This window comes from Bradyrhizobium sp. WSM2254, assembly GCF_000472645.1.
Classification (GTDB): domain Bacteria; phylum Pseudomonadota; class Alphaproteobacteria; order Rhizobiales; family Xanthobacteraceae; genus Bradyrhizobium; species Bradyrhizobium niftali.
Genome location: NZ_AXAB01000020.1, coordinates 143,493 through 169,744, shown reverse-complemented (window position 1 = coordinate 169,744; position 26,252 = coordinate 143,493). Strand labels below are relative to the sequence as shown.

The window sequence follows — 26,252 nt, the reverse complement described above, 5'->3', positions numbered from 1 at the left end:
CGCCCACCTTTCCTTGCAGAGCCTCTTGATGAAGACCTTCTTCTGCGACCCCCACGCGCCGTGGCAAAAGGGCGGCATCGAGAACGCCATCGGCCGCTTGCGCCGCTTCATCCCCCGAAAGACCGACCTCGAAAAGCTCCCAACCAAGCGCTTCCGCCAGTCCGTTGCCACCTACAACAACACCCCGCGCAAATGCCTTGACTTCAGAACCCCGGCAGAGGCCTTCTCCTCTCAACTGTTGCACTTCGAGTGTGAATCCACCTCCTGGCTTTCGCCAGGACGACAGTCGAGAGACATGGACGCTCCAAAAAACGCCCGCTCGCAAAACGCGTGAGGCTACAGCCCCCGGATCATCCCGGCATTGATCAGCAGCCGGTTCAGGCGCCGCGCTTCGGCGCCGTCCTTGCAGCCGTAGAAGATGCCCTTGCAGCGGAGCATGATGTCTTTCTGCTCGGCGAAGGACGGGTCGAGGGGGATGCCGGCGGCTTCCTGGATCACCAGCGGCAGATACGCGCCGTCGATCGTGTCCATCACGGCCTCGCTCTTCACCGGCTCGAAATTGACGGCGTCGATCGCGTAGTAGGTCGCGTAGAGGCGCGGATCGTAGGCGTCGAGCTTCTTGCCGAGAGCTCCCTCGTCGAGCCCGGGCTCGAGCAGGTTCGGCGCAAACTCGGGCTGGTGATCGCCGTAGCGCACGATCAGGAAGGGCTCGCCGGGAAAGGTCTTCTTGAGGCCGGCGACGAAAGCCTTGTACTGCTCGGCGCTCATCGCCTGCCGGCGCAGATATTCGTCGATGGAAGCCACATTGCCCGGCGCGCGCCAGTTCGGCAGCAAATCGGGACGGAAGCGCGTCTCCCAGGGGAAATGATTGGCGCCGAGATAGACGAAGGTGAACAGCGGCTTGTTCGGCGTCCGCTCGCCCATCAGCCGGAGCGCCTTGTCGTAGAAGAACGAATCCGGCTCGACGTCCTTGGCGCCGAGATCCTTCGAATCGAGGAAGCGCTCGACGCCGGTCGTCATCTGGAAGCTGCGCGCGCCCATGAAGCCGCCATAGGCGGGATAGAGCGACAGGGTGTCGTAACCGCAGCGGCGCAGCGCCAGCGGCAGGCCGCGCTCGACGCGGCCTGTTGCGATGCGCGTCACGAAATAGGCGAAGCGCCCGAACGAGCGCGAGGAGAGGCCGGCGAGCACGTTGTATTCGGTGAACCAGCTCGGCCCGCCATTGCTCTCGGCCATAAACGTGCGCTGCTTGCCGTCCCACGACTTGAAGTGGTTGCCATAACCCTGTGGCACCTTGATGCCCTGGGCGGCGCGGATGTCGAAGCTCGATTCATCATGGATCATGATGATGTTCGGCCGGCGGCCTGCGGGATGGCAGGCGTCAACCAGCGGCATGTTGAGCCGCTCATTGGTCGAGGCGGCCGATTCCATGAAGCCGTACTGCGCGAAGTCGGACACCGCGCTGACGCCGGAGCGGAAGAACTTCGACAGATAGCCGTCGTCGTAATAGCCGCGCCAGGCCTCATCCGGATGATAGAGCGAATAGCCGACCAGCGCGGCAAGACAAGCGAGCTTGCAGGCGAGCGCCGGCAGGCGGCGGATGCGGAACGGATCGAGCCACCACAGCGCGTACATCAGCGGCAGCGTGACGAGACCGGCCAGGATCACCGACCAGCGCAAATTCGGAAAAATCGTGAACAGGAACGCGACGGTGTCGCGGTCGATCATCATCAGGTCGATGAAGTTCGCCGTCATCTGCACGACGTCGTGCTTCAGCCGCGACAGCAGCACCAGCACGACGACCATGGTCAGCGACAGCGCGCCTGACAGCGCCGGCCGGCGCAGCAGCGTGATCCAGAAGAAATTGAGGATGCCCCAGGCGAGTGCGAAGGAGAGGCGCGAGCCGAAATCGGTCTCGGTCTCGTACATCAGCGCGAGCGCCGCCAGATGCGGCGCGGCGACCGCGAGCAGCCGCCAGATGCCGAGCGCAGCGACGCTCGCCAGCACGGCAGTCGTGGCAGAAGGACCTGGATTGGGCGCGGACGCCATCGACACACGCAACTGCTGGTCCGGCGCGATGATCCTAGCCGTCTGGCCGGCCCGAAGGCGGCTAGGGCATCCGGCGCAGCCGGAAGCCTGCACCGTGTCATAAAACTGTAACGGAACAGTCAAGGACAGGCAACGCGCGCACGCGATCCAACCTTCTTAATCTTAGCGGCGGGCGAATGTGTCGCGCGGCAAGCAACTCTAGGGTTTGGCGATCCCGGCGATGAACAGGTCGATGACCCCCTCCGCCATCCGCTCGATCTCACCCTCCTCCACGCCCCAGCGCGGAAAGTGGCCGTCGAGATTCATCCGGGCAAAGCCGTAGACCAGGGCGCGGCCGGCGATCTGGATCCGCTTGAGGTCGGCCGGCCGCAGCAGGCCCTGCTCCGCCGCCTCGGCCAGTATTCGCTCCGTCAGGGCGATCAGCTCGGCATTGTCGCGCGTCAGCTCCGCGGAGCTGCCATGGGCGAAATAGCGCCCCGTCGAGATGATCTCGAAATGCGCGGGATTGCGCATCGCCCAGCGCAGATAGGCGAGGCCGAAGGCCCGGAAGCGGCCGAGCGGATCGGCGACCGGAGCCTCGCCCATCGCCCCCTCGATCTCGGCACGAAAGCGCCGCTGCGCCTCCCCGGCCACCGCGGCCATCAGGGCATCGCGGTTGGGGAAGTGCCGGAACGGCGCCCCCGGCGATACCGCGGCCCGGCGCGCGGCCTCGCGCACGGAGACCTCGGCCCCCTCAGCCGCCAGTTGCAATGCGGCATCGATCAGCACGCGGCGGAGGTCGCCGTGGTGGTACGACCGGGCTTTGGGTGTTTGGCGGGCGCGCGGCCTGGAGGTCTGACGGGCGGGCATTCGGCCTTCTAGCATCACCCGAACGTGAATGTAAGCAGCGATTACACCATTGACGGATATGCCGGCTGTAAATGTAATCGATGATTACATAATGGAGGAGACCACCATGTCACAACGTCAAAGCTGGCTCGAAGGCTGGCGGCTGCTGGCTGCCCTCACCCTCAGCCTGGTCGTCCTCAGCCTGTGGATCGCCTCGATGCGGCAATTCGAGGCCGAGGGCGTGCGGATGGTGATCCGCTTCACGGCGCGCAGCTCGCTCACGCTGTTCTGCCTCGCCTTCAGCGCCGCGGCTCTCGCCCGGCTCCGGCCCAATGCCTGGACGCGCTGGCAGCGTCGCAACCGCCGCTATCTGGGCTTGAGCTTCGCGGCCTCCCACGCGATCCACGCGGTCGCGATCGTCGCGTTCGCCAACATGGATCCGGCCGGCTTTGCGGAGGCGACTTCCGCCGCCTCCTACATCTTCGGCGGCATCGGCTATGCGTTCATCATCGCCATGAGCGCGACCTCGTTCGATCGCACGGCAGCGCTGATCGGGCCGCGCGCCTGGCGCGCGCTGCACCTTGTTGGCGGCTATTACCTCTGGTTCCAGTTCATGGTGTCGTTCGGCAAGCGCATCCCGGCAATGCCGCTCTATGCCGCGTTCCTCGTCCCCTTGCTCGCCGTGATGGCGCTGCGGCTGATCGCGATGGCCGCCCAACCGCGCGGACGGACGGCCGTGGCAGGCTGAGCGGCCGGTTCAGCTCTGCGGCAGTAGCCCGAGCCGCTTGGCGATAATGCGGTCGAGCATCCGTTTCGGCAGCAGGGGCCCGATCAAATGGCGCATTCGGTCGGGCGTGATCTGGTAGCGGACCTTGGGATTTGGGCTGGTCAGCGCCTCGAACACGATTTCGGCGATGCGCTCGGCGGGCAGGCCCTTGGCGCCGAGCGCCATCATGAAGGCCATGACCTTGTTGAGCGCCGGCAGATAGGGCGAGTTCTGGTAGACGGAGAGATCGATCTGCTCCGCCTTGCTCCAGATCGGCGTCTTCACCGCGCCGGGGGCGACGATGATGACGTCGATGCCGAACAGCATCAGCTCGCGGCGCAGGCTCTCCGACAGGCCCTCGATCGCGTGCTTGGAGGTGCAATAGGGCGCCGACAGCGGGTTGCCGTTCTTGCCCGCGACCGAGCTGATCATCACGATCCGCCCCTTCGGCCCCTTCAGCGACGGGTCGGCGCCAAGCAGCGGCCCGAACGCCTGCGTCGCGATCACAGGGCCGATGACGTTGATGTCCATCTGGCGGCGGAAATCATCGGCCGACAATTCGAGCACGGGACCTGCGACCGCGATGCCGGCATTGTTGACGAGGCCGGCCAATGTCTCGCCGCCCAGCGCCTCGCGCACCTTGCGCGCGGCGGCCAGCACGGCCGCCTCGTCGGTGACATCAAACAGCAGCGGCGTGAAATTGGCGCCGAATTCACCCTTGAGCCGGTCGGCGTCGGCCTGCTTGCGGACGCTGCCGAACACGCGATAGCCGCGCCCGACCAGGAATTTCGCAATGGCCGAGCCGATGCCGGTGGACGCGCCGGTGACGACGACAGATCGCATGTGTTTCCCCCTCAAGTTCCCGCAATCATGTAGCAGGAAGGCGCTGGGGCGCAATGCCGCTCAAACTCTCAAGCAGGCGCAGCAGGTGTCGATTCTTAAGAAGAAGTGCCACGCGAACGTCGCGCTGCAAGAATCATCGCGCGATCAGAATGCGGATGAAGAGCCGATTCTTTGCCCCTGAAGGCGCTAGGGTTTTGCGGTTTGAACGCTGGAAGAAACGCAGGAGAAACGATGCGAGACCAAGAATGTGCTTTAAGCGCCAATTCTTCGTCTTGAGCGCAGGCTTCAAACATCGAAGAGTTTGAATGAAGCAACAAAGCTTGAGAGGAGATGCAAACGGCGAGACGTCCACCTCATCACGGTTCGAATATACCGGATGAGCGCTTAATGATTGGTTTGCTTGCGCTAGTGGACAGGACCCTGGCCGGCCCGCTCGCGGAGCCGGTAGAATTGGAGCGCAGCCTTCGCGGTACTTGGCTTCAACCGGAGGAAGCTCGCAAAGCACTCGTCCAATCGCTCCTTCGCCTCATGGGCCGAACCAGGCTGAAACGTCAAGATCGCCTTCGTCGTGTCCCAGGACAGACCGATGGCCTTCGCGAGAATGAGAATCTGCTCGGGCTCAGAACGAACCAGCGCGCGCTCGATCGCTCCGATCGGCAGACTGCTCATGAGCGACAGCGCGACGGCGGTCTTGTCGAAGCTTCGCTCGCCGATGAAGCCGAGGACGCGTGCCTCGTCCAGTTGCCCGCTCGAATGCAGGGAGCTCACCTCGGCCCACGCCCGGGCATGCTCGCTCGAGCCTGCCCGCGCCACCGTCTGAAGCTCATCGGAGCTCTCCGCAATGGCACTCCGGATCAGCGCCGCCTGGCGCGGATCGGCCGCCTCCAGCTTGCGCCTCACCATCTCGGACGCATGGGCGAACAATTTCAGCAAGCTCTCGCGGGGGATATCGGGGCGAGCCCAGATGCACATGGCGAGCGCGCCATTGTCCCGGGCCCGGCTGGTGAGCCTGGACATTCCCTGGACCGAGAACCTGGCCCCACCGTTACCGGCTGTCCGCATCGCAACGTCACTGTTGCCGCGCTCGACCAGGACGTCGGTGACGGGTTCCGTCAACCGGCTGCGGCCGGCGATGGCCAGCAGGTGATCCTGGCTCTTGGTCCGCGCGTTCTCCGCCAAGCTCGCCTCGTCGAGCTGTGGCGAGTGCTCCAGGACCGGCACCGCCACCTCTGGCGCGTCGTCAAACGCCAGCAAGCGGATCGTCCGGCGCGGCGCGTCAGGCAATCTGGAAAGCCGGCTCCCGAAGGTCGCCCGGGCGGCGCATTCGATATTCTTCAGGAGCGTGCTCATCACCCCGTCGAACAGACCGATCTGCTCGTCGGTGAACTTGCCCGAACCCAGCACGAAGAGATCGGCGACCTGGCGCAGGAGTTCGGCGCGCTTCGACAGCTCCGGGCTCGCCAGCGCGATCTCGAGTTGATCGATCAGGCCGGTCTCCAAATTCATCTCTCGTGACCTCGTGGGTTGAGTTGCCTGTGTTCCGACGGAGGTCATGAGATCACGCGACGTTTTGTGCCGGCAACGGCATATCGAAACTGACTTCAGAGTTCGGCACGGGTCGCCCGAACAGATATCCCTGGACCAAGTCCACTCCCGCCGCTCGAAGGGCCTCGAATTGCGCAGGGGTCTCGACCCCCTTGGCGACCGTGGCGACATCGAGACCGCGCGCCAATGCGACGGCAGAGGCGACGACTGCCGCGCAGTCCTTTCGCGTTGCGCAGCCCTGCGCGATCGTCCGGTCGATCTTGAGCTTGTCGAACGGGAAGCTCTGGAGGTAGCTCCCCGCGGAATAACCCACGCCGCAATTGTCGAGGACGACGCCGACGCCAAGGTTCTTCAGTTGCCGGACAGTGAGCAAGTGAGCCGACAGATTCCCCTCCAGGAGCGCAACGTCCGGTATTTCGAGCTCAAGGCGCTCCGGCGACAACCCCGACTCGACCAGCGCGCACAGGACGACGTCGAGCACGTTGCTCCTGTGGAACTGGGCGGCGCTCACGTTGACGGCGACCCTGATGTGCGCTGGCCAGGCAGCCGCGTCCAGGCAGGCCTGTCGCAATATCCATTCACCGAGCGGCACCATCAGTCCGGCCTGCTCGGCGACATCAAGGAACTGCAAAGGCGCCAGCACGCCCTTCGACGGGTGATGCCAGCGCACGAAACATTCCAGCCCCGTCATCTTGCGCGTCCTGGCGTCGATCACCGGCTGGTAGTGCAGCTCGAACTCGTTGCGGGCCATCGCTTCCCGCAGTTCGCCTTCCATCGACTTCTGTGTGTCGGCAGCCTGCGTCATTTCGGGCTGGAAGATGCGGAAATCGTTTCGGCCCGCAGATTTCGTCACGTAGAGCGCGACATCCGCCTTCTGCAGCAACGTCTCGGCGTCGGCGCCGTGCTCCGGCGCGAAGGCGATGCCGACGCTGGTGCCGACGCTGACGCGATGGCCGCCAAGATCGAAGGGTTGCTCGATCAGGCCGATGATCCTCAGAGCGAGAGCAATCGCGCCCTCGCTCTGATTTTTTTCGTTCTCCTGGATGATCGCGAATTCGTCGCCACCGAGCCGCGCCAGCACATCGGTATCCCGCAACGATGAACTCAACCGCCGCGCCACCTCGACCAGCAGCTGGTCGCCCGCGGCGTGACCGAGCGTATCGTTGACGGCCTTGAACCTGTCGAGATCCAGCATCAGCACGGTGAACGTCGTGCCATGACGCTGCGACCGCTTTGCAGCATCGTCGAGCTTTTCGGAGAACACGGCGCGGTTCGCAAGACCCGTGAGCAGATCGTGCTGCGCCAGATAGGCGATACGCTTCTCGTTTCTCGCTCGATCGGTAATATCCTCGTGGGTCGTGAGCCAGCCGCCATCCTGCATCATGTGGCGCGCAATCGCGACCACCCTGCCGTCGGCAAGTTCCCGGATCTCGCTCAGCTGCTTCACGTTCTGGCTGAGGTAGACGTCCGGCGCCACGTCGGCAAAATACGTCCCTTTTTCGCGGCGATATTCGAGAATCTGCGCCAGCGAAGTACCTGGCCCGATCTGATCGCCGCTCAGATGATAAATTTCGGCATAGCGTGCGTTTGAGACCACGATCCTCTGGTCCGCATCGAACATGCAGAGCCCCTGGGACATGTTGTTGAGGGCGGCATCGAAGCGCGTATTGATCGCCTCCAGCTCCGCTGCCTTCTGGGCCAGCATCTGCTCGCCGCGTTTTTGCTCGGTGACGTCTTCGTGCGTCGCGACCCAGCCGCCATCCGGCAGCGGCTTGCGCTGGATCAGGATCTGGCGGTGGTCTTTCAACGCGTAGTCCTGCTGCCGCTGGGTCGGCATGAACTGGACATGCTGGTCGACCGTCAGAGAGCTCGTTTCGCCGCGATCCGCATAGTATTGCAATATCCGTTGCAGCGGCGTGCCTGGCCGCACCAGCTCGTCCGGCAGATCGTACATCTGCTGATAGCGGCTGTTGGAGACGACCAGGTTCTTGTCGGCATCAAACAGGCACAGACCCTGATGCATGTTGCTGATTGCGACATCGAACCGCGTGTTGATGAGCTTCAGCTCGGCGGCATTTTCGGCCAGCAGGATCTCGTCTCGCCGCCTCTCGGTGATGTCCTGATGGGTCGCGACCCAGCCACCGTCGGCCATGGGCGTGCGCAGGATCGAGATGATCCGGCCGTTGCCAAGCGTGAAGATTCGTTGCGCCCGGTGCTTTGCCCCCTCGAGGAATTCCTCCGCATCGAGGTCGGCTCCCGTCGCCTTGTAGTGGCCGACGATGCTGCTGAGCAGCGTTCCAGGTTCGACCTGCGACTCCGTGAGATCGTACATCTCGCGGTAACGGCTGTTGGCGACCAATAGCCTCTCGTCGGCGTCAAACATGCTGAGCCCATGCGGCATGTTGCTCAACGCGGCGTCGAACCGGGCACTCGCAGCAGCAAGCGCATTCGTTTGCCGCCGCAGCAGGAATGTGCCGATCAGAATAATGGTGACGATCGCGGCGGCTAGCGGGCCGAAGGTGTAGAGATGGCGGTACCATGGCTGCAACGCGTAACTGCGCGTGTAGGTCACGACCATGACCAGCGGCAGGCCGGGCACGGCCTTGTAGCCGGCAATGCGCGCGATGCCATCGATGGGGCTCGTGAGCTCGTATGAGCCCACCTCGGAGACCGGCAGATACTTGGTAAACAGCGGGCCGCCGGCGACCGACTTGCCCAGGACATCCTTCTGTTCCGGTACGCGCGCGAGGACCCGTCCGGTGCGATGGAGCAGGACCACCGAGCCGTCCGGGCCCAGGTCGATCTTGCGATAGATCTTCAGCAGAAAGGATTGGTCCAGCGGCGCAGTAACGATGCCCGCAAAGCTCCCATCCGGGTTGTTCAACCGGCGCGACGCAGCACTGAACCATTTGTCGCCGCCCGCCGAGCGATAGGGTGGCGCAACGAACAGTCCGGTGCCGGTGCCGTCGCGTTGCGCGATGAAGTGCGACATGTCTGAGATGTTGCTGCGCGGCAGCGCGTGATCATAGGAATGTGCAACGACGGCGCCGGACGCATCGGTCCAGCCGACCGCGACGAGAATCGACGAGCTCCTGACCAGTTGACGCAGCGCGATATTGGCCGCACCGGGATCAGCGTATTTTCCGGACAAAGCGTCCTTGCGGATCGCCTGCGCCTCAAGCAGCACGCGATCGATGTCTTCGAACGTCACCGCGGCATGCTCGGCCAGAATGGCCGAGAGATTGAGCGCGTCGGTTTTCGCAGATGCGACTGCTTCTCGATAACGGATGCCCAGATCAACGAGGAACAAGGCGAAGACAACGAGCGAAAACACGACGCCCAGGATCGTGACGGACGATCCAGGCGATCCGGCCAGCCTTCGCCAAGCGTTCAGCATTGTCCATCTGCGGTACGAGCAATGGCTCACCCTCGCCCGGCCGCGCTAAGATTTGGTTGATCTGCCCATCGCAATTCGATCCCGTAGTCGTACGGAAATCAGGTCAGCAATGGTGTCCTAATACTTGGGGGCGCTGAAAAACAGCCGATGCTGCTGCAAAACCGAAGCCGGTTTGGGCCGGAGCCTCGCGCGACACGGGGGACCGGCGCGCACGATCAGCGAGCTCACACCGGCGCGAGGCGGACATCGCCTCCCCGCGTCATTCCCAGGGCTGGCGTCCGTGCAAACCCGGGAAACTCATGAACATGGATCGAGGTCCGGGGGCGCGAGGTCGTCGCGCCCCCGGAATGACGGTGCTTAGTTCTTGCTCTTGTCGACCAGCGCGCCCTTCTTGATCCAGGGCATCATGTCGCGCAGTTTGGCGCCGACTTCCTCGATCGGGTGCTGGGCGAGCTTGGCGCGGGTCGCCTTGAACGAGGTCTGGTTGACCTTGTTCTCGAGCATCCAGTCGCGGGCGAACTTGCCGCCCTGGATGTCGGCGAGAACGCGCTTCATCTCGGCCTTGGTCTCCGCGGTGACGATGCGCGGACCGGTGACGTATTCGCCATACTCGGCGGTGTTGGAGATCGAGTAGTTCATGTTGGCGATGCCGCCTTCGTAGATCAGGTCGACGATCAGCTTCACTTCGTGCAGGCACTCGAAATAGGCCATCTCCGGGGCGTAGCCGGCTTCGACCAGCGTCTCGTAGCCACCCTTGATCAGCTCGACCAGGCCGCCGCAGAGCACGACCTGCTCGCCGAACAGGTCGGTCTCGCACTCTTCCTTGAAGGTGGTCTCGATGATGCCGGCGCGGCCGCCGCCGATGGCGGAGGCGTAGGACAGGCCGAGGTCATGGGCGTTGCCCGAGACGTCCTTGGCGATCGCGATCAGGCAGGGCACGCCGCCGCCGCGCTGATACTCCGAGCGCACGGTGTGGCCGGGGCCCTTCGGCGCGATCATCAGCACGTCGAGGTCGGCGCGCGGGTCGAGCAGGTTGAAGTGGACGTTGAGGCCGTGCGCGAAGACGAGGGCGGCGCCCTTCTTCATATTGTCGTGCAGGTGCTCGCGATAGATGTCGCCCTGGAGTTCGTCCGGGGTCAGCATCATGACGAGGTCGGCCCATTTCGCGGCTTCGGCGACTTCCATCACCTTGAAGCCGGCGGCTTCCGCCTTCTTGGCCGAGGCCGAGCCCTTGCGCAGCGCAATGGCGACTTCCTTGACGCCGGAATCCTTCAGGTTCAGCGCGTGGGCGTGGCCCTGGCTGCCATAGCCGACGATGACGACCTTCTTGCCCTTGATCAGGTTCAGGTCGGCGTCGCGATCGTAATAAACACGCATAGTCGTTTCCTCATTCAGGGCCAGAATCGGCCAAAGCTCAGTGTCCGAAGGGTGAAATTTGCGGATTTCGGGGGCTGTCTAGAGCATTTTCAGCCCCTAGGGAAACCCGTTTCTGCATGGAAATCCGCGACATCATGCATCCATGAAAACGGGGTAGAGGGAGGCGAGCAGCAGGAGTGCCATCACGACGTTAAAGGCGCGGACCAGCCGCTCGGAGGTCAGGACCGGCCGCAGCGCAGTGCCGAACAGGGCCCAGACCACGGTCGAGACCGTGCCGACGAGCAGGCTGATCAGGGTCTGGATCGCGATGTTGACCGGAAACTGGGCAATCGCCGCATAGGCGGTGATGGTGCCGATCACGATCACCCAGCCCTTGGCGTTGATCCACTGGAACATGGCCGCGCCCCAAAAGGTCATCGGGCCGCGGCCGCTCTCGCCGTCCGGCGTGGTCGGGCCGGACATGGCGATCACGGCAGCAAGATAGATCAGGTAGACCGCACCGGCATATTTCAGGATGGTCTGGAGGATCGGATAGGCCAGGAACACGGTCCCTAGCCCGAGGCCCACCGCGGCGACCATGAAGGCAAAGCCGATGACGATGCCGGCGATGTGGGGGATGGTGCGCCGGAAGCCGTAGGTCAGGCCCGACGCCAGCAGCATGATGTTGTTCGGCCCGGGGGTGAAGTACATCACCACCATGAAGGCGAGGAAGGCATAGAAGAGCGAGTAAGCCATATTCACCTCACGCGATCTTCGGCAGGACTTGCGGGCGCTTCGCCAGCACCATCACCGCGATACCGCCGATCACGGTCAGCATGCCGGCGAGCCTCAGGGGTCCGAAGCGTTCGCCGAACACGATGCTGGAGGCGGCCGAGCCGACGAACGGCACCAGCAGAGCGAACGGCACCACTTGGGCAGCTGGATAGTCGCGCAGCAGCCGGCCCCACAGCCAATAGGCGATGCTGGTGGAGATGGCGCCGATCATCAGCAGGCAGACGAGACCGGTCAGCGACATGTGGATCAGGGACTGGAAGGTCGGCGCCGGCCCGTTGACGACGAGCGAGAGGGCGAACAACGGGACCGCAGTGGCAAGGCAAAGCCAGGCAAACAGGTCGAACATCGGAACGCCGCGCGCGCCGCGCAGCAGAATGTTGCCGACGGCAAAGCTGACCGGCGCGATCATCAGCACCGCGAAGGCGCCGACGCTGAAATCGTAGCCGACGGTGCCGCAAATCATCAGCAGGCCGGCTGCGGCGATGACGATGCCGAGGGTCTGCATCGGCGTCGGCCGTTCGCCGAAGGCGATCGCGGCAAAGCCGATCGTGAACAGCGCCTGGCTCTGCACGACGACGGAGGTCAGCCCCACCGGCACGCCATGGGCGATGCCATAGGCCTGGCTCAGGAACTGGCCGAGAAACAGCGTGAAGCTGATCGCGATCAACAGCGACCAGGCGACCTTCGGCTTGGGAATGAACAGGCACGGTACCGCGGCAATAATGAAGCGCATCGCCGTCATCAGCTCCGGCGAAAACTCGTCGAGCGCGATCCGGCTCGCCACGAAGGCAAGCCCCCAGATGATCGCCACCAGGAGGGCGATGAGGATGTCGGCCGGCTTCATTGTTGTTTCCGGTTCTGCCCTGTCGTGCAGCCCTGTTTCTTTTCTGGTCTAGCCTTGCTCGCCGGCTTTCGGTTTCCGCAGCAGATAAGTGCCGTGCATCGGCGCGTGATAGTCGGCCGAGACCAGCGTGAAGCCGACGTCGGTCAGCATCCGCTCCATCACCCAGCCGAAGGTGGAATACTCGTCGCGCATATGCGTGACCACGCCCTCGCGCGAGAAATCGTGGTTCTTGATCTGGAATTCTGCCCACTGCTCGACGTCGCGCTCGACCGCGTCGGGCATCGAGGCATAGACGATGTCGCGCAGATAGAAGCTCGCCCCCGGCTTCAGCGCGCGAAAGATCCGCGACATCGCCACCACTTTCCAGAAATCAGGCAGATGATGCAGCGTGAACTCGCTGACGATCAGATCGTAGGATTCCGGCCGGTAGGCGAAGCTGAGCAGGCCGGCCGATTGCGTGCGCACGGGCGCCTTGCGGTCCCGCGCATAGATCTCGGCGAGCGCCAGCATCGCCGGCGAGATGTCGATGGCGTCGACCTCGGCGCCCATCAGCGCAGCTTCGGTGGCGAGCACGCCGTTGCCGCAGCCGATGTCGGCGATGCGCCAGCCGCGCTGGACACCGAGCATTTTCAGGGCGGCGCGCGCCCGCAGATCGGCATCGTCGTGGCTGTCGTAGATCGACGCCACCGCGGGCTCGATGCCCATCCGGTTCCGCTCGTTATAGTACCAGTCGCGCGCCAGCATGGCTCACATCCCTTCAGGCCCGCGGCCGATCGCGGCAACGCCCGTGCGCGACACCTCGACAAGGCCGAGCGGGCGCATCAGATCGATATATTGATTGATCTTGTCCGTATTGCCTGTGATCTCGAACACAAAGCTCTCGGTGGTGGCGTCGATCACGCGGGCGCGGAACGCATCCGCCAGCCTGAGCGCCTCGACCCGGTGCTCGCCCTGCCCACGCACCTTCACCATCGCAAGCTCGCGCTCGATCGAGCGCTTGGTCTGGGTCATGTCGACGACGCGGTAGACCGGGATCATGCGGTCAAGCTGGTGCTTGATCTGCTCGATCACCATCGGCGTGCCGGTGGTGACGATGGTGATGCGCGACAGATGCTTCTGCGCCTCGGTCTCCGAGACCGTGAGGCTCTCGATGTTGTACCCGCGCCCGGAGAACAGGCCGATGACGCGCGCGAGCACGCCGGGCTCGTTCTGCACGAGCACCGAAAGCGTGTGCGTCTCGTTGGGATCGTGACGGTCTTCGATGAAGTAGGCGGATGCGGGCTGGTTCATTGTCGTCCCCTCTATTCTTTCCTGTCATGCCCCGCGAAGGCGGGGCATCCAGTAGTCACCGGCATAGTGAGTCTCACATCTGCCGCGGCGTACTGGATCGCCCGGTCAAGCCGGACGATGACAGTAGTGCAATTGGCGAGCGCTCGCGCAATCATGCGACCACCCATCGCTTGAACAGATCGAAATCGATATTGCCGCCGGACAGCACGAGACCGACGCGCTTGCCTGACAATTTTGTCTTTTCCTGAAGTGCCGCGGCGAGCGGGGCTGCTCCGGCGCCTTCGGCGAGATTATGTGCATCGGTCCAGAGCGCACGGATCGCGAGCGCTATCTCATCGTCCGTCACCTGGACGATACGCGAGGCACCATTAACGATGAGCGCGAGCGCATCCGCATCGGGAGCACGGGTCGCCATGCCGTCAGCGAGCGTGTTGCTGCTGTTGGTGTTCACCACGGCGCGCGCGGCAAAGGACAGAGCGTAGGACGGCGCCTCGGTCGACTGCACGCCAACGATCTCGGTCTTCAGGCCGAGCAGGTCACGGGCCATGATGCAGCCGCAGATGCCGGAGCCCTGCCCGATCGGCACATAGAGAATGTCGAGATCCGGTGCGGCCCGGAACAGTTCGAGCGCATAGGTCGCCACGCCAAGCACGACGTTGGGGTGGAAAGCCGGCACCATGTGAAGGCCGTCGCGCTCGGCCCGACGATAGGCTTCTTCGCGGGCCTCTTGGAAGTCGTCGCCATGCTCGACGAGGTCGCCACCGAAGGCGATCATCGCGCGGTTCTTCTCGATCGAATTGCCGCGGGGCACGTAGATCGTCACCGGCAGACCGTGACGACGCCCGGCAAAGGCGATGCTCTGGCCGTGATTGCCGCGCGTTGCCGAGATCAGGCCACGTGTTGCAGGCTGCTCGCGCTTGAGATGGTGGACGTAGGTGAGCCCGCCGCGCACCTTGAAGGCGCCAGTCGGTGTGTGGTTCTCGTGCTTGACCACGACCTGCGTGCCGAGCCGCTGGCTCAGCAGCGGCCAGGCATGCGCCGGCGTCGCCGGCACCGCCTGCCGCACGATGTCGTGTGCGTGCTCGAGCTCGTTCAGGTCGAACATTGTAACCCCGCATGCGGTCTGCTCCCTCGCCCCGCTTGCGGGGAGAGGGTTGGGGTGAGGGGGACTCTCCGCGGGGACGGTGACAGAGAGACTCGCGGAGACTCCCCCTCACCCGGATTGCGCTCGCGCGCAATCCGGCCTCTCCCCGCATGCGGGGAGAGGCGAAGAAAGAGCGCTCGTCGCTGCTGCGTCATGACCCTACCGACTCACACCAGCGCCTTGCCGCCCGCGAACGCCTTGGCCGTCGCCTCGTCGTTCGCCTGCTCCGGCAACAGCATCTCGTTATGCGCCTTGCCGGAGGGGATCATCGGGAAGCAGTTTTCGAGCGCCGCGACGCGGCAGTCGAACAGCACCGGACGCTTGACCGAGATCATCTCCTGGATGGCGCCGTCGAGATCTGAAGGCTTGTGCACCTGGATGCCGACGCCGCCATAGGCTTCCGCGAGCTTGACGAAATCCGGCAGCGCTTCCGAGTAGGAATGCGACAGGCGGTTGCCGTGCAGCAACTGCTGCCACTGCCGCACCATGCCCATGTACTGGTTGTTCAGGATGAAGATCTTGATCGGCAGTTCGTACTGGACCGCCGTCGACATCTCCTGGATCGTCATCTGCACCGAGGCATCGCCGGCGATGTCGATGACGAGGCTGTCCGGGTGCGCCACCTGCACGCCGACCGCGGCCGGCAGGCCGTAGCCCATGGTGCCGAGCCCACCCGACGTCATCCAGCGATGCGGCTCCTCGAAGCCGTAGAACTGCGCCGCCCACATCTGGTGCTGGCCGACCTCGGTCGTGATGTAGGTATCCCGGCCCCGCGTCGCCTCGAACAGGCTCTGGATCGCGTGCTGCGGCAGGATGACGTCGTTGCTCTTCCTGTAATAGAGCGAGTTGCGGGCGCGCCACTGCGCGATCTGCTGCCACCACGCCTTGATGTCGGGCTTCTTCGCCTCCGCCTTGAACACCTGGAGGATGTCGCCGAGGATGTTGCCGCAATCGCCGATGATCGGCACGTCGACCCGGATGTTCTTGTTGATCGAAGACGGATCGATATCGATGTGGATCTTCTTCGAGCCCGGCGAGAACGCATCGACGCGGCCGGTGATGCGGTCGTCGAAGCGCGCGCCGACGCACAGCATGACGTCGCAATCATGCATCGTCATGTTGGCCTCATAGGTGCCGTGCATGCCGAGCATGCCGAGCCAGTTCTTGCCCGACGCCGGGTACGCGCCGAGGCCCATCAGCGTGGAGGTGATCGGAAAACCGGTGACCTCGACCAGCTCGCGCAGCAGCTTGGTCGCTTCAGGGCCGGAATTGATCACGCCGCCGCCGCTATAGATCACGGGACGCTTGGCGTTCGCGAGCAGCGAGACGGCCTTGCGTATCTGCGTCGCATCGCCCTTCACGCGCGGCGCGTAGGAGCGGTGCACGTCGGACTTGCGCGGCGGATGATAGGTGCCGGTCGCGAACTGCACGTCCTTGGGCACGTCGACCAGCACCGGGCCCGGACGGCCCGTGGTCGCAACGTAGAACGCCTCGTGCAGGACCTTTGCGAGATCGTTGACGTCGCGCACCAGCCAATTGTGCTTGGTGCAGGGACGCGTGATGCCGACCGTGTCGCATTCCTGGAACGCGTCGTTGCCGATCAGATGCGTCGGCACCTGGCCGGAGATGCAGACCAGCGGGATCGAGTCCATCAGCGCGTCGGTCAGCGGCGTCACCATGTTGGTGGCGCCGGGACCGGAGGTCACCAGCGCAACGCCCGGCTTGCCGGTCGAGCGCGCATAGCCCTCGGCGGCGTGGCCCGCGCCCTGCTCGTGCCGGACCAGGATGTGCTGGACCTCGCTCTGCTGGAAGATCTCGTCATAGATCGGAAGCACCGCGCCGCCGGGATAGCCGAAAATGTCGGTCACGCCGTGATCGATGAGCGCGCGGACGATCATCGCGGCGCCGGTCATCTGGTTCGGATCGTGGCTCTTGTCGGTCATTGGCTTGCTCCGGATGCGCTGTTGCCAGCGGCTTCGTTCGTGTCGGGTTCAGGAAATAAAAAAGGCCCCGAAGAGGGCCCATGCACACCGCCTGTCATGTGGATGGCAGCTAGCCATCCCCGGCGGTGTGCCTGGGTACGACGGCGATAAGGAGCTTGGTAATAATGTTACGCATGGCAGGTGCCCGGCTTCCCAAAGGTTGCGCGAAACATAGCGACCAAAGCCTGGATGTCAAGGCAATGCGGCCGTTCCCGCGCGATTTTGGCAGTGTAGCGGTGTTCCCGGGGTTCGGCGAGAGGTAAAATTCGGGAACCCGGCACAAAAGCACGTCAGTCGGGGTCCTGCGCCGCGTTCACGGTCGCCGCCAGCCAGCCCCTCGCCTCCTCCAGCTTCACCCATTCGAACTCCGGCAATTGGTGCCGGAACCAGGTGAACTGGCGCTTGGCGTAGTGGCGGGTATCGGCGCGGCCGATCGTGGCCGCCTCGTCCAGGCTGAGCTCACCGCGCAAATGCCGGATCAGGGCCGGCACGCCGTGGGCCTTCATCGCCGGTAGCAAGGGATCGAGCTTTCGGGCGGTGAGGCGCTCGACCTCCCTCAAGGCGCCGGCACCAAGCATGGCGTCGAAGCGGGCATCGATGCGGGCATAGAGCTCGTCACGCTCGGGGGCGAGGAACACCGCGCGAAAACTGTCCTGCGGCAACAGCGGCGGCTGACCCTCCTGGTGCCAGTCGAGCAGCGAGCGCCCGGTCGCCTCGACCACTTCGAGCGCGCGCGCGATCCGGGTGCGGTCGCGCAGGTTCAATCGCTCGGCCGCACGTGGATCGCGGGCCGCGAGTTCCGCATGCAACGCCTCGACACCGTTCCGCTCCAGCCGCGCGCGCACGTCTTCGCGCACCTCGGCGGGGATCGGCGGCACCACGGAGAGGCCCGCCGTCAGCGCCTTGAAATAGAGCCCGGTACCACCGATGAAGATCGGCAGGCGGCCTTGGGTTCTCGCCTCTTCGAGCGCCGTCGCCGCATCGTTCACCCAGGCGCCGGCCGAGAAATTCACGGCGGCATCGACGTGGCCGTAGAGGTGATGCGGCACGAGCGCCTCGTCTGCCCGTGTCGGGCGCGCCGTAATGATGCGCAGGTCGCGGTAGACCTGCATGGAATCGGCATTGATGACAACGCCGCCGGTGGCGAGTGCCAGCTCGAGCGCCAGCGCCGACTTGCCGCTGGCGGTCGGGCCTGCGATAAGCACGGCCTTGCCGACATGGCTTCTGCTGACTTGCCTCTCGCTCACGAAAACCTCAAATGTCCCTCGTCGCCACGCTGATCTGCAATCCCGATAGTCCCGCGCTCGACTCTACCATCGTCGACGGCGCCCGCGCCGTGCTGCCTCAGGCGGCGCCTGCGCACTGGCTGTTCGACGGGGTTGCGGTCGACATTCCCTTCAGCGCCGACAGTAACCTCGAAGGCGACCGTCACGCCATCGAACAGCGGTTGCGCGAGCTTCGCGGCGACCTGCCGATCGACATCGTCGTGCAGCCTGCCGGCGCCCGGCGCAAGAAGCTTTTTCTCGCCGACATGGATTCCACCATGATCGGCCAGGAATGCATCGACGAGCTCGCCGATCTCGTCGGGATGAAGGCCCATGTCGCCGCCATCACCGAGCGCGCGATGCGCGGCGAGATCGAGTTCGAGCCGGCGCTGCGCGAGCGCGTTGCGCTCTTGAAGGACCTGCCCGCCAGTGTCGTCGACGAGGTGCTGGAAAAGCGCATCACGCTGACCCCGGGCGGCCGCGCGCTGGTCGCGACCATGCGAGCGCACGGCGCCTATACCTGCCTCGTCTCCGGCGGCTTCACGCTGTTCACCAGCGCGGTCGCCGCCAAGATCGGCTTCCAGGAGAACCGCGCCAACGAGCTGATCGTGCGCGACGGCAAGTTCACCGGCGAGGTCAAGGAGCCGATTTTGGGCCGCGCGGCCAAGCTCGCGACGCTGGTGGATCTGATGGAGTCGTTCGATCTCGACGACATCGACTCGGTCGTGGTCGGCGACGGCGCCAACGATCTGGCGATGATCCAGGCGGCGGGACTGGGTGTGGCCTATCACGCCAAGCCGGCGGTGGCCGCCGCCGCCGCGGCACGGATCGACCATGGCGATCTCACCGCGCTGCTGTATGCGCAGGGGTATCGGCGCGAGGAGTTTGTGGAGGCCTGACACAATCGTCGTTCCGGGATGGTGCGAAGCACCAGACCCGGAACCTCGAGATTCCGGGTTCGATGCTTCGCATCGCCCCGGAATGACGGATGAAGTTACTGCACGCTCAGCGCAACAAACCGCAGCTCGCCGTCGGCGTTGGAGACCAGCAGCAGCACCGACTTCTTGCCGTCCTTCTTGAGCTGGTCGACCCGCTTCTGGATGTCGGCGCCGCTGGAGACGGCCTCCTGCGCCACCTCGACGATGACGTCGCCGGCGGACAGGCGCTTCTCGGCAGCATCGGAATTGGCGTCGACATTGGTGACGACCACGCCCTTGACGCTGTCCTTGATCTTGTAGCGCGTGCGCAGGTCCTTGTTCAGCGCGGCGAGATCGAGGCCGAGCGCTTTCTGCGTCACCAGCTTCTCGGGCGGGGGCTCGTCGGTCTTCACCGCGGCCTGCACCTTGTCGGGATCCTGGAGGCGGCCGAGCGTGACCTTCTTGGTCTGCTCTTCGCCCTTGCGGATGATGATGACGTCGACTTCCTTGCCGACCGCCGTGTCGGCGACGACGCGGGAGAGATCCTTCGGATCCTTGACGTCCTTGCCGTCGAACTTGACGACGACGTCGCCGGGCTCGATGCCGGCGGGCTTGGCCGGGCCCTTGTCGTCTACGCCCGCAACCAGCGCGCCGCGCGGCGGCTTGATGTTGAGGCTCTCGGCGATCTCGTCGGTGACGCTCTGGATGCGCACCCCCAGCCAGCCGCGGCGCAGTTCGCCGAACTGGCGGAGCTGGTCGACCACGCCCACGACCGTCTTCGACGGCACGGCAAAGCCGATGCCGATCGAGCCGCCGGAGGGCGAGATGATCAGCGTGTTGACGCCGATGACGTCGCCATCGAGATTGAACAGCGGACCGCCGGAATTGCCGCGGTTGATGGCCGCGTCGGTCTGGATGTAGCTGTCATAGGGACCCGAGGAGATGTCGCGGTTCTTGGCCGAGACGATGCCGGCCGTCACCGTACCGCCCAAGCTGAACGGGTTGCCGATCGCGACCACCCAGTCGCCGAGGCGCAGCTTGTCGGAGTCGCCGAACTTCACCGCGACCAGCGGCTTCGACGGCTTGAACTTCAATACGGCGAGGTCGGTCTTCTTGTCGACGCCGACCAGCTCGGCCTTGATCTTGGTGCCGTCGTTGAGGATGACGTTGATCTCGTCGGCGTCCGCAATGACGTGGTTGTTGGTGACGACGACGCCTGACGTGTCGATGATGAAGCCGGAGCCGAGCGAGTTGGTCTTGCGGGGCGGGCCGTTGTCGCCGCCCTTGCCGCCGCCGCCGGGACCACCGGGACCCCTGCGGTTCTTGAAGAAGTCGTCGAAGAACTCCTCGAAGGGCGAGCCGGGCGGCAGTTGCGGCATGGTGTTGCTGCCGCCGCCCTTGGCTTCGACGGTCTGTGAGGTCGAGATATTGACGACCGCGTCGATCACCTTCTCGGCGACGTCGGCGATGCCCTCCGGCCCGCGCGCATGAGCCGGCGAGCCGAACGCGCCGAAAGCACTAACGGCGAGCGCGGCCAGCCCAATTCTCACGCCAAGTCGCGCACGATGGCGCAAGCGGGACGGGGCAATGATGGCAGCGGTCATAGCGATCTCCAGAGAAAGGGATTCGGCGCCAAGACTGCGCTCGAACGGGGGCACGGCGCAAGCGCGGAGCTTCACGGGCCTCAAGACCCGCATAATACGGCGAAAACCGGTTCCTTGCCTTCACTTTGGCGTTGGCGCGAGGTCTAGATCGGGCGCCGCATCACCCAGATCAGGATCAGGCCGGCCACGGCCGAACCGATCCCGACCACCCGCAGGATGTTGTCCGGCGTGGCGATGGCGCTCTTCATGGCCTTGCGCATCCAGTTCGGACTTGCCGCGAACATCAAGCCTTCCAGCACGAACAGGATGCCTAAGCCGATGAGGAAGTCGGCGAACGCAATGGACCTCATCGGATTGGAACCTCCCGTTGTACTGTTCTTCTGGACGAAGGGCGGCCAGATCTGCCGCCCTTGTCAGGCTTACGGCTTTGCCGGCGCCGCGGTCGCCGCCTTGCCGGACGGGTTACCAAAGAACCGGAAGAAATCCGAGTCCGGCCGCAGCAGGAAGCGGGTGTCGTTCGCGCGCAACCCGTTCTCGTAGGCCGTCATCGACCGGTAGAAGGCGAAGAAGTCGGCATCCTTGCCGTAGGCTTCCGCGAACAGGCGGTTGCGCTCGGCGTCGCCGACGCCGCGGGTCTGCTCGGCCAGCGACCTGGCTTCCGCCTCGATCACGGTCGCCTCGCGGTCGGCCTTGGAGCGGATCTCCTGTGCCTTCTGGCCGCCCTGCGCCCGGAACTCGGCGGCTTCCCGCTCGCGTTCCGTCTTCATGCGCTGGTAGACCGCCTGGCTGTTCTGCTCCGGCAGGTCGGCGCGCCGGATCCGGACGTCGACGACCTGGATACCGTAACCGTCGGCCTCGCGATCGAGCTGGTCGCGGATGCGCAGCATCAGCTTCTCGCGGTCGTCCCGCACCACGTTGATGAAGGTGACCTCGCCGAGCACGCGGCGCAGCGCCGCGTTCAGAAGCGTGGTGAGCTGGATGTTGGCGGCCTGGATCGAACCGACGCTCTGATAGAAGCGCAGCGCATCCTTGATGCGATAGCGCGCGAAGGCGTCCACCACGAGCCGCTTCTGGTCGGATGCGATCGCTTCCTGCGACGGGTTCTCCAGATCGAGGATCCGCTTGTCGATGTTGATCACCGAGTTCCACGGCGCCTTGAAGTGCAGGCCGGGATCGGTGACGACGTCGACGGGCTTGCCGAACTGAAGCACGATGGTCTGCTCGGTCTGCTGCACCGTGAACAACGACATGTAGCCGACGATCACGACGAGCAGGAGCCCGAGGAGGGTGACGATACCTGTGACCGGAGACCTCATCGGCTACCTCCGCCCGTTTGCTGACCGGCGGCAGGAGGCCGCTTCGTCGTCAATTCGCCGAGCGGCAGATAGGGCACGACGCCCTGGCCCGAGGGGCCGCCGTCATAGACGAGCTTGTCCGCGCCGCCGAGCACGCGCTCCATCGTCTCCAGGTAGATCCGTTCACGCGTCACTTCGGGCGCCTTCTTGTATTCCTCGTAAACCTTCAGGAAGCGCGAGCTCTGGCCCTTGGCCTCGGCAACCGCCTGCTCCTTGTAGCCTTCGGCGGCCTGCATGATCTGCGCCGCACGTCCGCGTGCCTGCGGCACCACCTGGTTGGCGTAGGTCTGTGCTTCGTTCTGCAACTGCTCGAGATTGGCGCGCGCCGCCTGCACGTCGCGGAAGGCGTCGATCACCTGCGCCGGCGGATCGACCTTCTGCATCTGCACCTGGCTGATCTGAATGCCGGCGCCGTAGCTGTCCAGAGTCTTCTGGATCAGTTCCTGCACGCCCTGTTCAGTGACGTTGCGCGCGCCGGTGAGGATCGGCTGGATCTGCGAGCGGCCGATCACCTCGCGCATCGCGCTCTCGGCGACCGCCTTCACGGTGCCTTCGGGATTCTGGATGTTGAAGAGGAAGTCGCCGACGCCGCCGGTGTCGGGCTTGATGCGCCATAGCACGGTGAAGTCGACGTCGACGATGTTCTCGTCACCGGTGAGCATCAGGCTCTCTTCGGGCACGTCGCGAATGGAGCGGCCGCGCCGTGCCGGATCGTCGATCAGCGTCATGCCGATGGAGATGGTGTTGACGCGCAGCGCCTTGGGCAGCAGCACTGTCTCGATCGGATAGGGCAGATGATAGTTCAGGCCCGGATCCACGGTGCGGACATGCTTGCCGAAGCGCAGCACGACGCCGCGCTCTTCGGACTGCACGCGGAAGAAGCCCGACAGCAGCCAGAACGCGAGGATGATCAGGATGATCAGCGTGATGCCGACGCCGGAGAAATAGCCGCCCGGCATGATCTGCTGGAGGCGGTCCTGGCCACGCCGCAGAAGGTCTTCCAGATCCGGCGGCCTCGGCCCGACCGGTTGCGGGCCTGAGCCCCATGGTCCCTTTGGACCCGAGCCCCATGGGCCACCGCCCTGATTCTTCCACGGCATTCGACGCTCTCCTCGGCAGGGTGGAATTGCCCCTGCCCGCTTTGTCCGGTCCGGCTTTATAGGGGACAGGCAGGTCCCTTACAACGCAACCCGGGCTGTCTTTGCAGCTAAGCCCGGGGGCGGAAAAGTCAATGTTAACATTGGCGAATGCGGTTAATGGCGCGGCCGCCGACGATATGTCACATAGGAGAAATCGGCGCTGTCGTCCGGTCCGGCAGGATGACGGATGCGCGCCGTCTCCTCCCATTTTGCCGTGTCGATGGCGAAATGCGTGTCGCCTTCGGGGCGCGCATGCACTTCGGTGATTTCGAGGCGATCGGCACGATCCAGCCATTGCCGATAGATCTCGGCGCCGCCGATCACCGCGATCTCGGTGACCGAACGCCGCAGTGCATCGCCGCGCGCAACCGCCTCCGCATCCGCGGCCGATATCGTGACGACGGCCCCGGCGGCGCGATAGGCCGCATCGCGCGTGATCACGATGTTGGTGCGGCCCGGAAGCGGCCGGCGCAGGGATTCGAACGTCTTGCGGCCCATGATCACGGGCTTGCCGATCGTGAGCGCCTTGAAGCGCGCCATGTCGGATTTCTGCCGCCACGGAATCGCGCCGCCAGCGCCGATGACGCCGTTCTCCGCAATCGCGACGACGAAGACGATCTCCATCAGGTCTCGCTCCCGGCAAGCCGCGTCAGCGCAGGACCGGTGACTCGGCACAGCGTCCAGTCGTCCATCATGACGGCGCCGAGCGACTTGTAGAACGCGATCGACGGCACGTTCCAGTCGAGCACCGCCCATTGCAGGCGCGACCAGCCGTTCTCGACGCATTCCTTTGCGAGATAGACCAGCAGCGCCTTGCCGAGGCCTTTGCCCCGATGCGACGGCCGCACATACAGATCTTCGAGATAGATGCCGTGACGGCCGCTGAAGGTGGAGAAATTGGCGAACCAGACCGCAAAGCCGACCGCCTCGCCGTTCCACTCGGCGATCGCGCAATAGAGCTGCGGTCTGTCGCCGAACAACGCGTCCGCGATGTCAGCCTCGGTCGCCTCGACCTCGTGCGAGAGCTTTTCGTATTCGGCGAGCTCGCGGATGAAGGAAAGAACGAGCCCGGCTTCCCCCGGACGCACGCGGCGGATGTTGAGCGACATCTGCGCTAGACCGCGACTTCCGCCTTGATGTGCGGATGCGGATCGTAACCGACGAGCTCGAAATCCTCAAAGCGGAAGGAGAAGATGTCCTTCACGTCGGGGTTGATCCGCATCACCGGCAGCGCACGCGGCGCGCGCGTGAGCTGGAGCTTCGCCTGCTCCAGATGGTTGGAATAGAGATGGGTGTCGCCGAACGAATGCACGAAGTCGCCGGGCTTGAGGCCGGTGACCTGCGCCACCATCATGGTCAGCAGCGCATAGGAGGCGATGTTGAAGGGCACGCCGAGGAACACGTCGGCCGAGCGCTGATAGAGCTGGCACGACAGCTTGCCGTTGGCGACATAGAACTGGAACAGGCAGTGGCACGGCGGCAGCGCCATCTTGTCCACCTCGGCCGGATTCCACGCCGAGACGATCAGGCGGCGTGAATCCGGATTGCGCTTGATCATGTCGACGACATTGGCGATCTGGTCGATGCTGCGTCCGTCCGGCGCCGGCCACGAGCGCCACTGATGACCATAGACCGGGCCGAGGTCGCCATTGGCGTCCGCCCACTCGTCCCAGATGGTGACGCCGTTGTCGCGCAGATATTTGATGTTGGTGTCGCCCTTCAGGAACCACAACAGCTCGTGCACGATCGCCTTCAGCGGCAGCCGCTTGGTGGTCAGCATCGGGAAGCCGGCCGACAGATTGAAGCGCATCTGATGGCCGAACACCGAGAGCGTGCCGGTGCCCGTCCGGTCGGTCTTCTCGGCGCCGTCTGAAAGAATCCGCTCGAGCAGGTCCTGATACTGGTGCATGTGCCATAGAGCCTTTGGGGAGGCGGCGAACTTAGCGGCCACCCCCGCGCTGCGACAGCGGCGATTCGCTGCCTGCACCGATTATACCCGGAAAAAGTGAGCGTTTCCGGTGCAAACGGCAAGGGGCGGAACTCGCGTCCCGCCCCTCCTCTATCGGCTTGAAAGTGCTGCCTAACTTGCCGGCTTGAGCACCGGGGTCCACTTCGCGATCTCGTTCTTGACGAGAGTGGCCAGCGCCTCCGGCGTCCGGTCCGCGGGACCGGGGATGACGCTGCCGAGCTCGAGCAGCCGCTTGCGCACGGTCCCGTCGTCGAGCGCCTTGACGGCGGCGGCGTTCAGGCTCGCCACGATCGCCGGCGAAGTTCCCTTCGGGGCGAACATCGCGTTCCAGGCCTGGGCCTGGAACGCAGGCAGGCCGGCTTCCGTCGTCGTCGGCACGTTCGGCAGCGACGGATTGCGCTCGACCGTTGCGATCGCATAGGCCTTGATGGTGCCGGCGTTGATCTGCGGCACGGCGTTGACGATCTGGTCGCACATGTAGTCGACCTGCCCCGCCACCAGCGCGTTCATCGCGGGGCCGGTGCCGTTGAAGGGCACGCCGACCGGCTTGATGTCGAGGATGGAGTGCAAGAGTTCGCAGGACACGTGCGAGACCGAGCCGACGCCGGCATGCGCCGCGTTCACCTTCTCGGCATTGGCCTTCACGTAGGTGACGAACTCCTTCAGGTCCTTCGGCGGAAAATCCTTGCGCGCGAGGATCAGGATCGGCGTGCCCGCGAGCAGCGCGATCGGCTCGAAGTCTTTCTCCGGATGATAGGCAAGCTTCGGATAGAGCGGCACGGATGCGGCATGGGTGCCCATATGCCCGGTGATCAGCGTATAGCCGTCATTGGCCGCGCGCGCGGCCCGCGCAGTCGCGGTGGTGCCACCGGCGCCGACCACATTCTCGATGATGATGCTCTGCCCGAGCGTCTGCGCCATGTGCGCGGTGACGATGCGCGAGATCACGTCGGTCGGGCCGCCGGCTGCGAACGGCACGATCATGGTGATGCCGCGCGTCGGATAGGTCTGCGCCTGAGACGGTGCGACAAACGCGCACAGCGATGCAAGCGCGACGGCACATGCGCCCGTAGCGAGCGCGCGAATAGAAGTCATGTCGTTTCCCCGGGACGCAAACAAAAATGCCGGCCACAAGGGCCGGCATTTTCATGTCACGAAGTCATC

General features: G+C 64.6%; 25 protein-coding genes. 4 read left to right on the top strand and 21 right to left on the bottom strand.

Annotated features, from left to right (window positions below; all coding sequences use genetic code 11):
• Positions 1-334, top strand: a 334-nt coding sequence (locus tag A3M7_RS44210; protein WP_210164296.1) for an IS30 family transposase, incomplete at its 5' end; no start/stop codon positions are given.
• Between the two features lie 2 nt (positions 335-336).
• On the opposite strand, the gene A3M7_RS0115575 is transcribed toward A3M7_RS44210, so the two are convergent.
• On the bottom strand, positions 337-2,049 hold the full coding sequence (locus tag A3M7_RS0115575; RefSeq protein WP_027544770.1) for a sulfatase-like hydrolase/transferase: 1,713 nt from the start codon (positions 2,047-2,049) through the stop codon (positions 337-339).
• A 198-nt stretch (positions 2,050-2,247) separates the two neighbouring features.
• Positions 2,248-2,898 carry a TetR/AcrR family transcriptional regulator gene (locus tag A3M7_RS0115570; RefSeq protein ID WP_049823428.1) on the bottom strand — a complete coding sequence of 217 codons (651 nt, stop codon included), beginning with the start codon at positions 2,896-2,898 and terminating at the stop codon, positions 2,248-2,250.
• 106 nt (positions 2,899-3,004) lie between these two features.
• Between A3M7_RS0115570 and A3M7_RS0115565 the strand changes: the two genes are divergently transcribed.
• Positions 3,005-3,625, top strand: coding sequence for a hypothetical protein (locus A3M7_RS0115565; RefSeq protein ID WP_027544768.1), 621 nt, complete (start codon positions 3,005-3,007; stop codon positions 3,623-3,625).
• 9 nt (positions 3,626-3,634) lie between these two features.
• Here the strand turns inward: A3M7_RS0115565 and A3M7_RS0115560 are convergent, their stop codons facing one another.
• The gene (locus tag A3M7_RS0115560) at positions 3,635-4,486 is read right to left on the bottom strand and encodes an SDR family oxidoreductase (RefSeq protein ID WP_027544767.1); all 852 of its coding nucleotides are present in this window, start codon (positions 4,484-4,486) and stop codon (positions 3,635-3,637) included.
• On the opposite strand from A3M7_RS0115560, the gene A3M7_RS0115555 reads away from it, so the two are divergent.
• Positions 4,485-4,667, top strand: a complete 183-nt coding sequence (locus tag A3M7_RS0115555; protein ID WP_027544766.1) for a hypothetical protein — start codon at positions 4,485-4,487, stop codon at positions 4,665-4,667. The two genes, A3M7_RS0115560 and A3M7_RS0115555, sit on opposite strands and share 2 nt — an antisense overlap.
• Positions 4,668-4,891: 224 nt before the next feature.
• On the opposite strand, the gene A3M7_RS0115550 is transcribed toward A3M7_RS0115555, so the two are convergent.
• From A3M7_RS0115550 to miaA, 10 genes are all read right to left on the bottom strand, one after another.
• Entirely contained in the window at positions 4,892-5,992 is a 1,101-nt protein-coding gene (locus A3M7_RS0115550; protein WP_027544765.1) for a DUF2336 domain-containing protein, read from the bottom strand.
• Positions 5,993-6,044: 52 nt separating this feature from the next.
• Positions 6,045-9,428 (bottom strand): PAS-domain containing protein, encoded by a 3,384-nt coding sequence (locus A3M7_RS0115545; protein ID WP_245284253.1) that lies wholly within the window; start codon positions 9,426-9,428, stop codon positions 6,045-6,047.
• Between the two features lie 357 nt (positions 9,429-9,785).
• Entirely contained in the window at positions 9,786-10,805 is a 1,020-nt protein-coding gene (ilvC, locus tag A3M7_RS0115540) for a ketol-acid reductoisomerase (RefSeq protein WP_027544763.1), read from the bottom strand.
• Positions 10,806-10,937: 132 nt separating this feature from the next.
• Positions 10,938-11,540 carry a LysE family translocator gene (locus A3M7_RS0115535; protein WP_027544762.1) on the bottom strand — a complete coding sequence of 201 codons (603 nt, stop codon included), beginning with the start codon at positions 11,538-11,540 and terminating at the stop codon, positions 10,938-10,940.
• A gap of 7 nt (positions 11,541-11,547) precedes the next feature.
• Positions 11,548-12,423 (bottom strand): EamA family transporter, encoded by an 876-nt coding sequence (locus tag A3M7_RS0115530; RefSeq protein WP_027544761.1) that lies wholly within the window; start codon positions 12,421-12,423, stop codon positions 11,548-11,550.
• Positions 12,424-12,471: 48 nt separating this feature from the next.
• Entirely contained in the window at positions 12,472-13,167 is a 696-nt protein-coding gene (locus tag A3M7_RS0115525) for a class I SAM-dependent methyltransferase (protein ID WP_027544760.1), read from the bottom strand.
• Between the two features lie 3 nt (positions 13,168-13,170).
• Positions 13,171-13,713 carry an acetolactate synthase small subunit gene (ilvN, locus tag A3M7_RS0115520; RefSeq protein WP_011089241.1) on the bottom strand — a complete coding sequence of 181 codons (543 nt, stop codon included), beginning with the start codon at positions 13,711-13,713 and terminating at the stop codon, positions 13,171-13,173.
• Positions 13,714-13,864: 151 nt separating this feature from the next.
• Positions 13,865-14,818 carry a threonine dehydratase gene (locus tag A3M7_RS0115515; RefSeq protein ID WP_027544759.1) on the bottom strand — a complete coding sequence of 318 codons (954 nt, stop codon included), beginning with the start codon at positions 14,816-14,818 and terminating at the stop codon, positions 13,865-13,867.
• Positions 14,819-15,024: 206 nt separating this feature from the next.
• Positions 15,025-16,800 carry an acetolactate synthase 3 large subunit gene (locus A3M7_RS0115510; protein WP_027544758.1) on the bottom strand — a complete coding sequence of 592 codons (1,776 nt, stop codon included), beginning with the start codon at positions 16,798-16,800 and terminating at the stop codon, positions 15,025-15,027.
• Positions 16,801-17,129: 329 nt separating this feature from the next.
• Positions 17,130-18,086 carry a tRNA (adenosine(37)-N6)-dimethylallyltransferase MiaA gene (gene miaA, locus A3M7_RS0115505; RefSeq protein WP_027544757.1) on the bottom strand — a complete coding sequence of 319 codons (957 nt, stop codon included), beginning with the start codon at positions 18,084-18,086 and terminating at the stop codon, positions 17,130-17,132.
• An 11-nt stretch (positions 18,087-18,097) separates the two neighbouring features.
• Between miaA and serB the strand changes: the two genes are divergently transcribed.
• Positions 18,098-19,003, top strand: coding sequence for a phosphoserine phosphatase SerB (gene serB / locus A3M7_RS0115500; protein WP_027544756.1), 906 nt, complete (start codon positions 18,098-18,100; stop codon positions 19,001-19,003).
• Positions 19,004-19,098: 95 nt separating this feature from the next.
• Here serB and A3M7_RS0115495 read toward each other — a convergent pair whose 3' ends face one another.
• From A3M7_RS0115495 to A3M7_RS0115460, 8 genes are all read right to left on the bottom strand, one after another.
• Complete coding sequence (locus A3M7_RS0115495; protein ID WP_027544755.1) at positions 19,099-20,625, bottom strand: Do family serine endopeptidase; 1,527 nt, start codon at positions 20,623-20,625, stop codon at positions 19,099-19,101.
• Between the two features lie 143 nt (positions 20,626-20,768).
• Positions 20,769-20,975, bottom strand: a complete 207-nt coding sequence (locus A3M7_RS0115490) for a DUF2065 domain-containing protein (RefSeq protein WP_027529575.1) — start codon at positions 20,973-20,975, stop codon at positions 20,769-20,771.
• Between the two features lie 69 nt (positions 20,976-21,044).
• A complete protein-coding gene (gene hflC / locus A3M7_RS0115485) occupies positions 21,045-21,941 on the bottom strand; it encodes a protease modulator HflC (protein ID WP_027544754.1) in 897 nt (298 codons plus the stop codon).
• A complete protein-coding gene (gene hflK, locus A3M7_RS0115480; protein ID WP_027544753.1) occupies positions 21,938-23,080 on the bottom strand; it encodes an FtsH protease activity modulator HflK in 1,143 nt (380 codons plus the stop codon). Before hflK ends, hflC begins: the two co-directional genes overlap by 4 nt.
• Before the next feature lie 153 nt (positions 23,081-23,233).
• Positions 23,234-23,743, bottom strand: coding sequence for a dihydrofolate reductase (locus A3M7_RS0115475; RefSeq protein WP_027544752.1), 510 nt, complete (start codon positions 23,741-23,743; stop codon positions 23,234-23,236).
• Positions 23,743-24,228: a GNAT family N-acetyltransferase gene (locus tag A3M7_RS0115470; RefSeq protein WP_027544751.1), complete on the bottom strand. Its 486-nt coding sequence runs from the start codon at positions 24,226-24,228 to the stop codon at positions 23,743-23,745. The genes A3M7_RS0115475 and A3M7_RS0115470 overlap by 1 nt, the downstream gene beginning before the upstream one ends.
• Positions 24,229-24,233: 5 nt before the next feature.
• A complete protein-coding gene (locus A3M7_RS0115465; protein WP_011089252.1) occupies positions 24,234-25,028 on the bottom strand; it encodes a thymidylate synthase in 795 nt (264 codons plus the stop codon).
• Between the two features lie 171 nt (positions 25,029-25,199).
• Positions 25,200-26,183: a tripartite tricarboxylate transporter substrate binding protein BugD gene (locus tag A3M7_RS0115460; RefSeq protein ID WP_027544750.1), complete on the bottom strand. Its 984-nt coding sequence runs from the start codon at positions 26,181-26,183 to the stop codon at positions 25,200-25,202.
• Positions 26,184-26,252 lie beyond the last annotated feature (69 nt).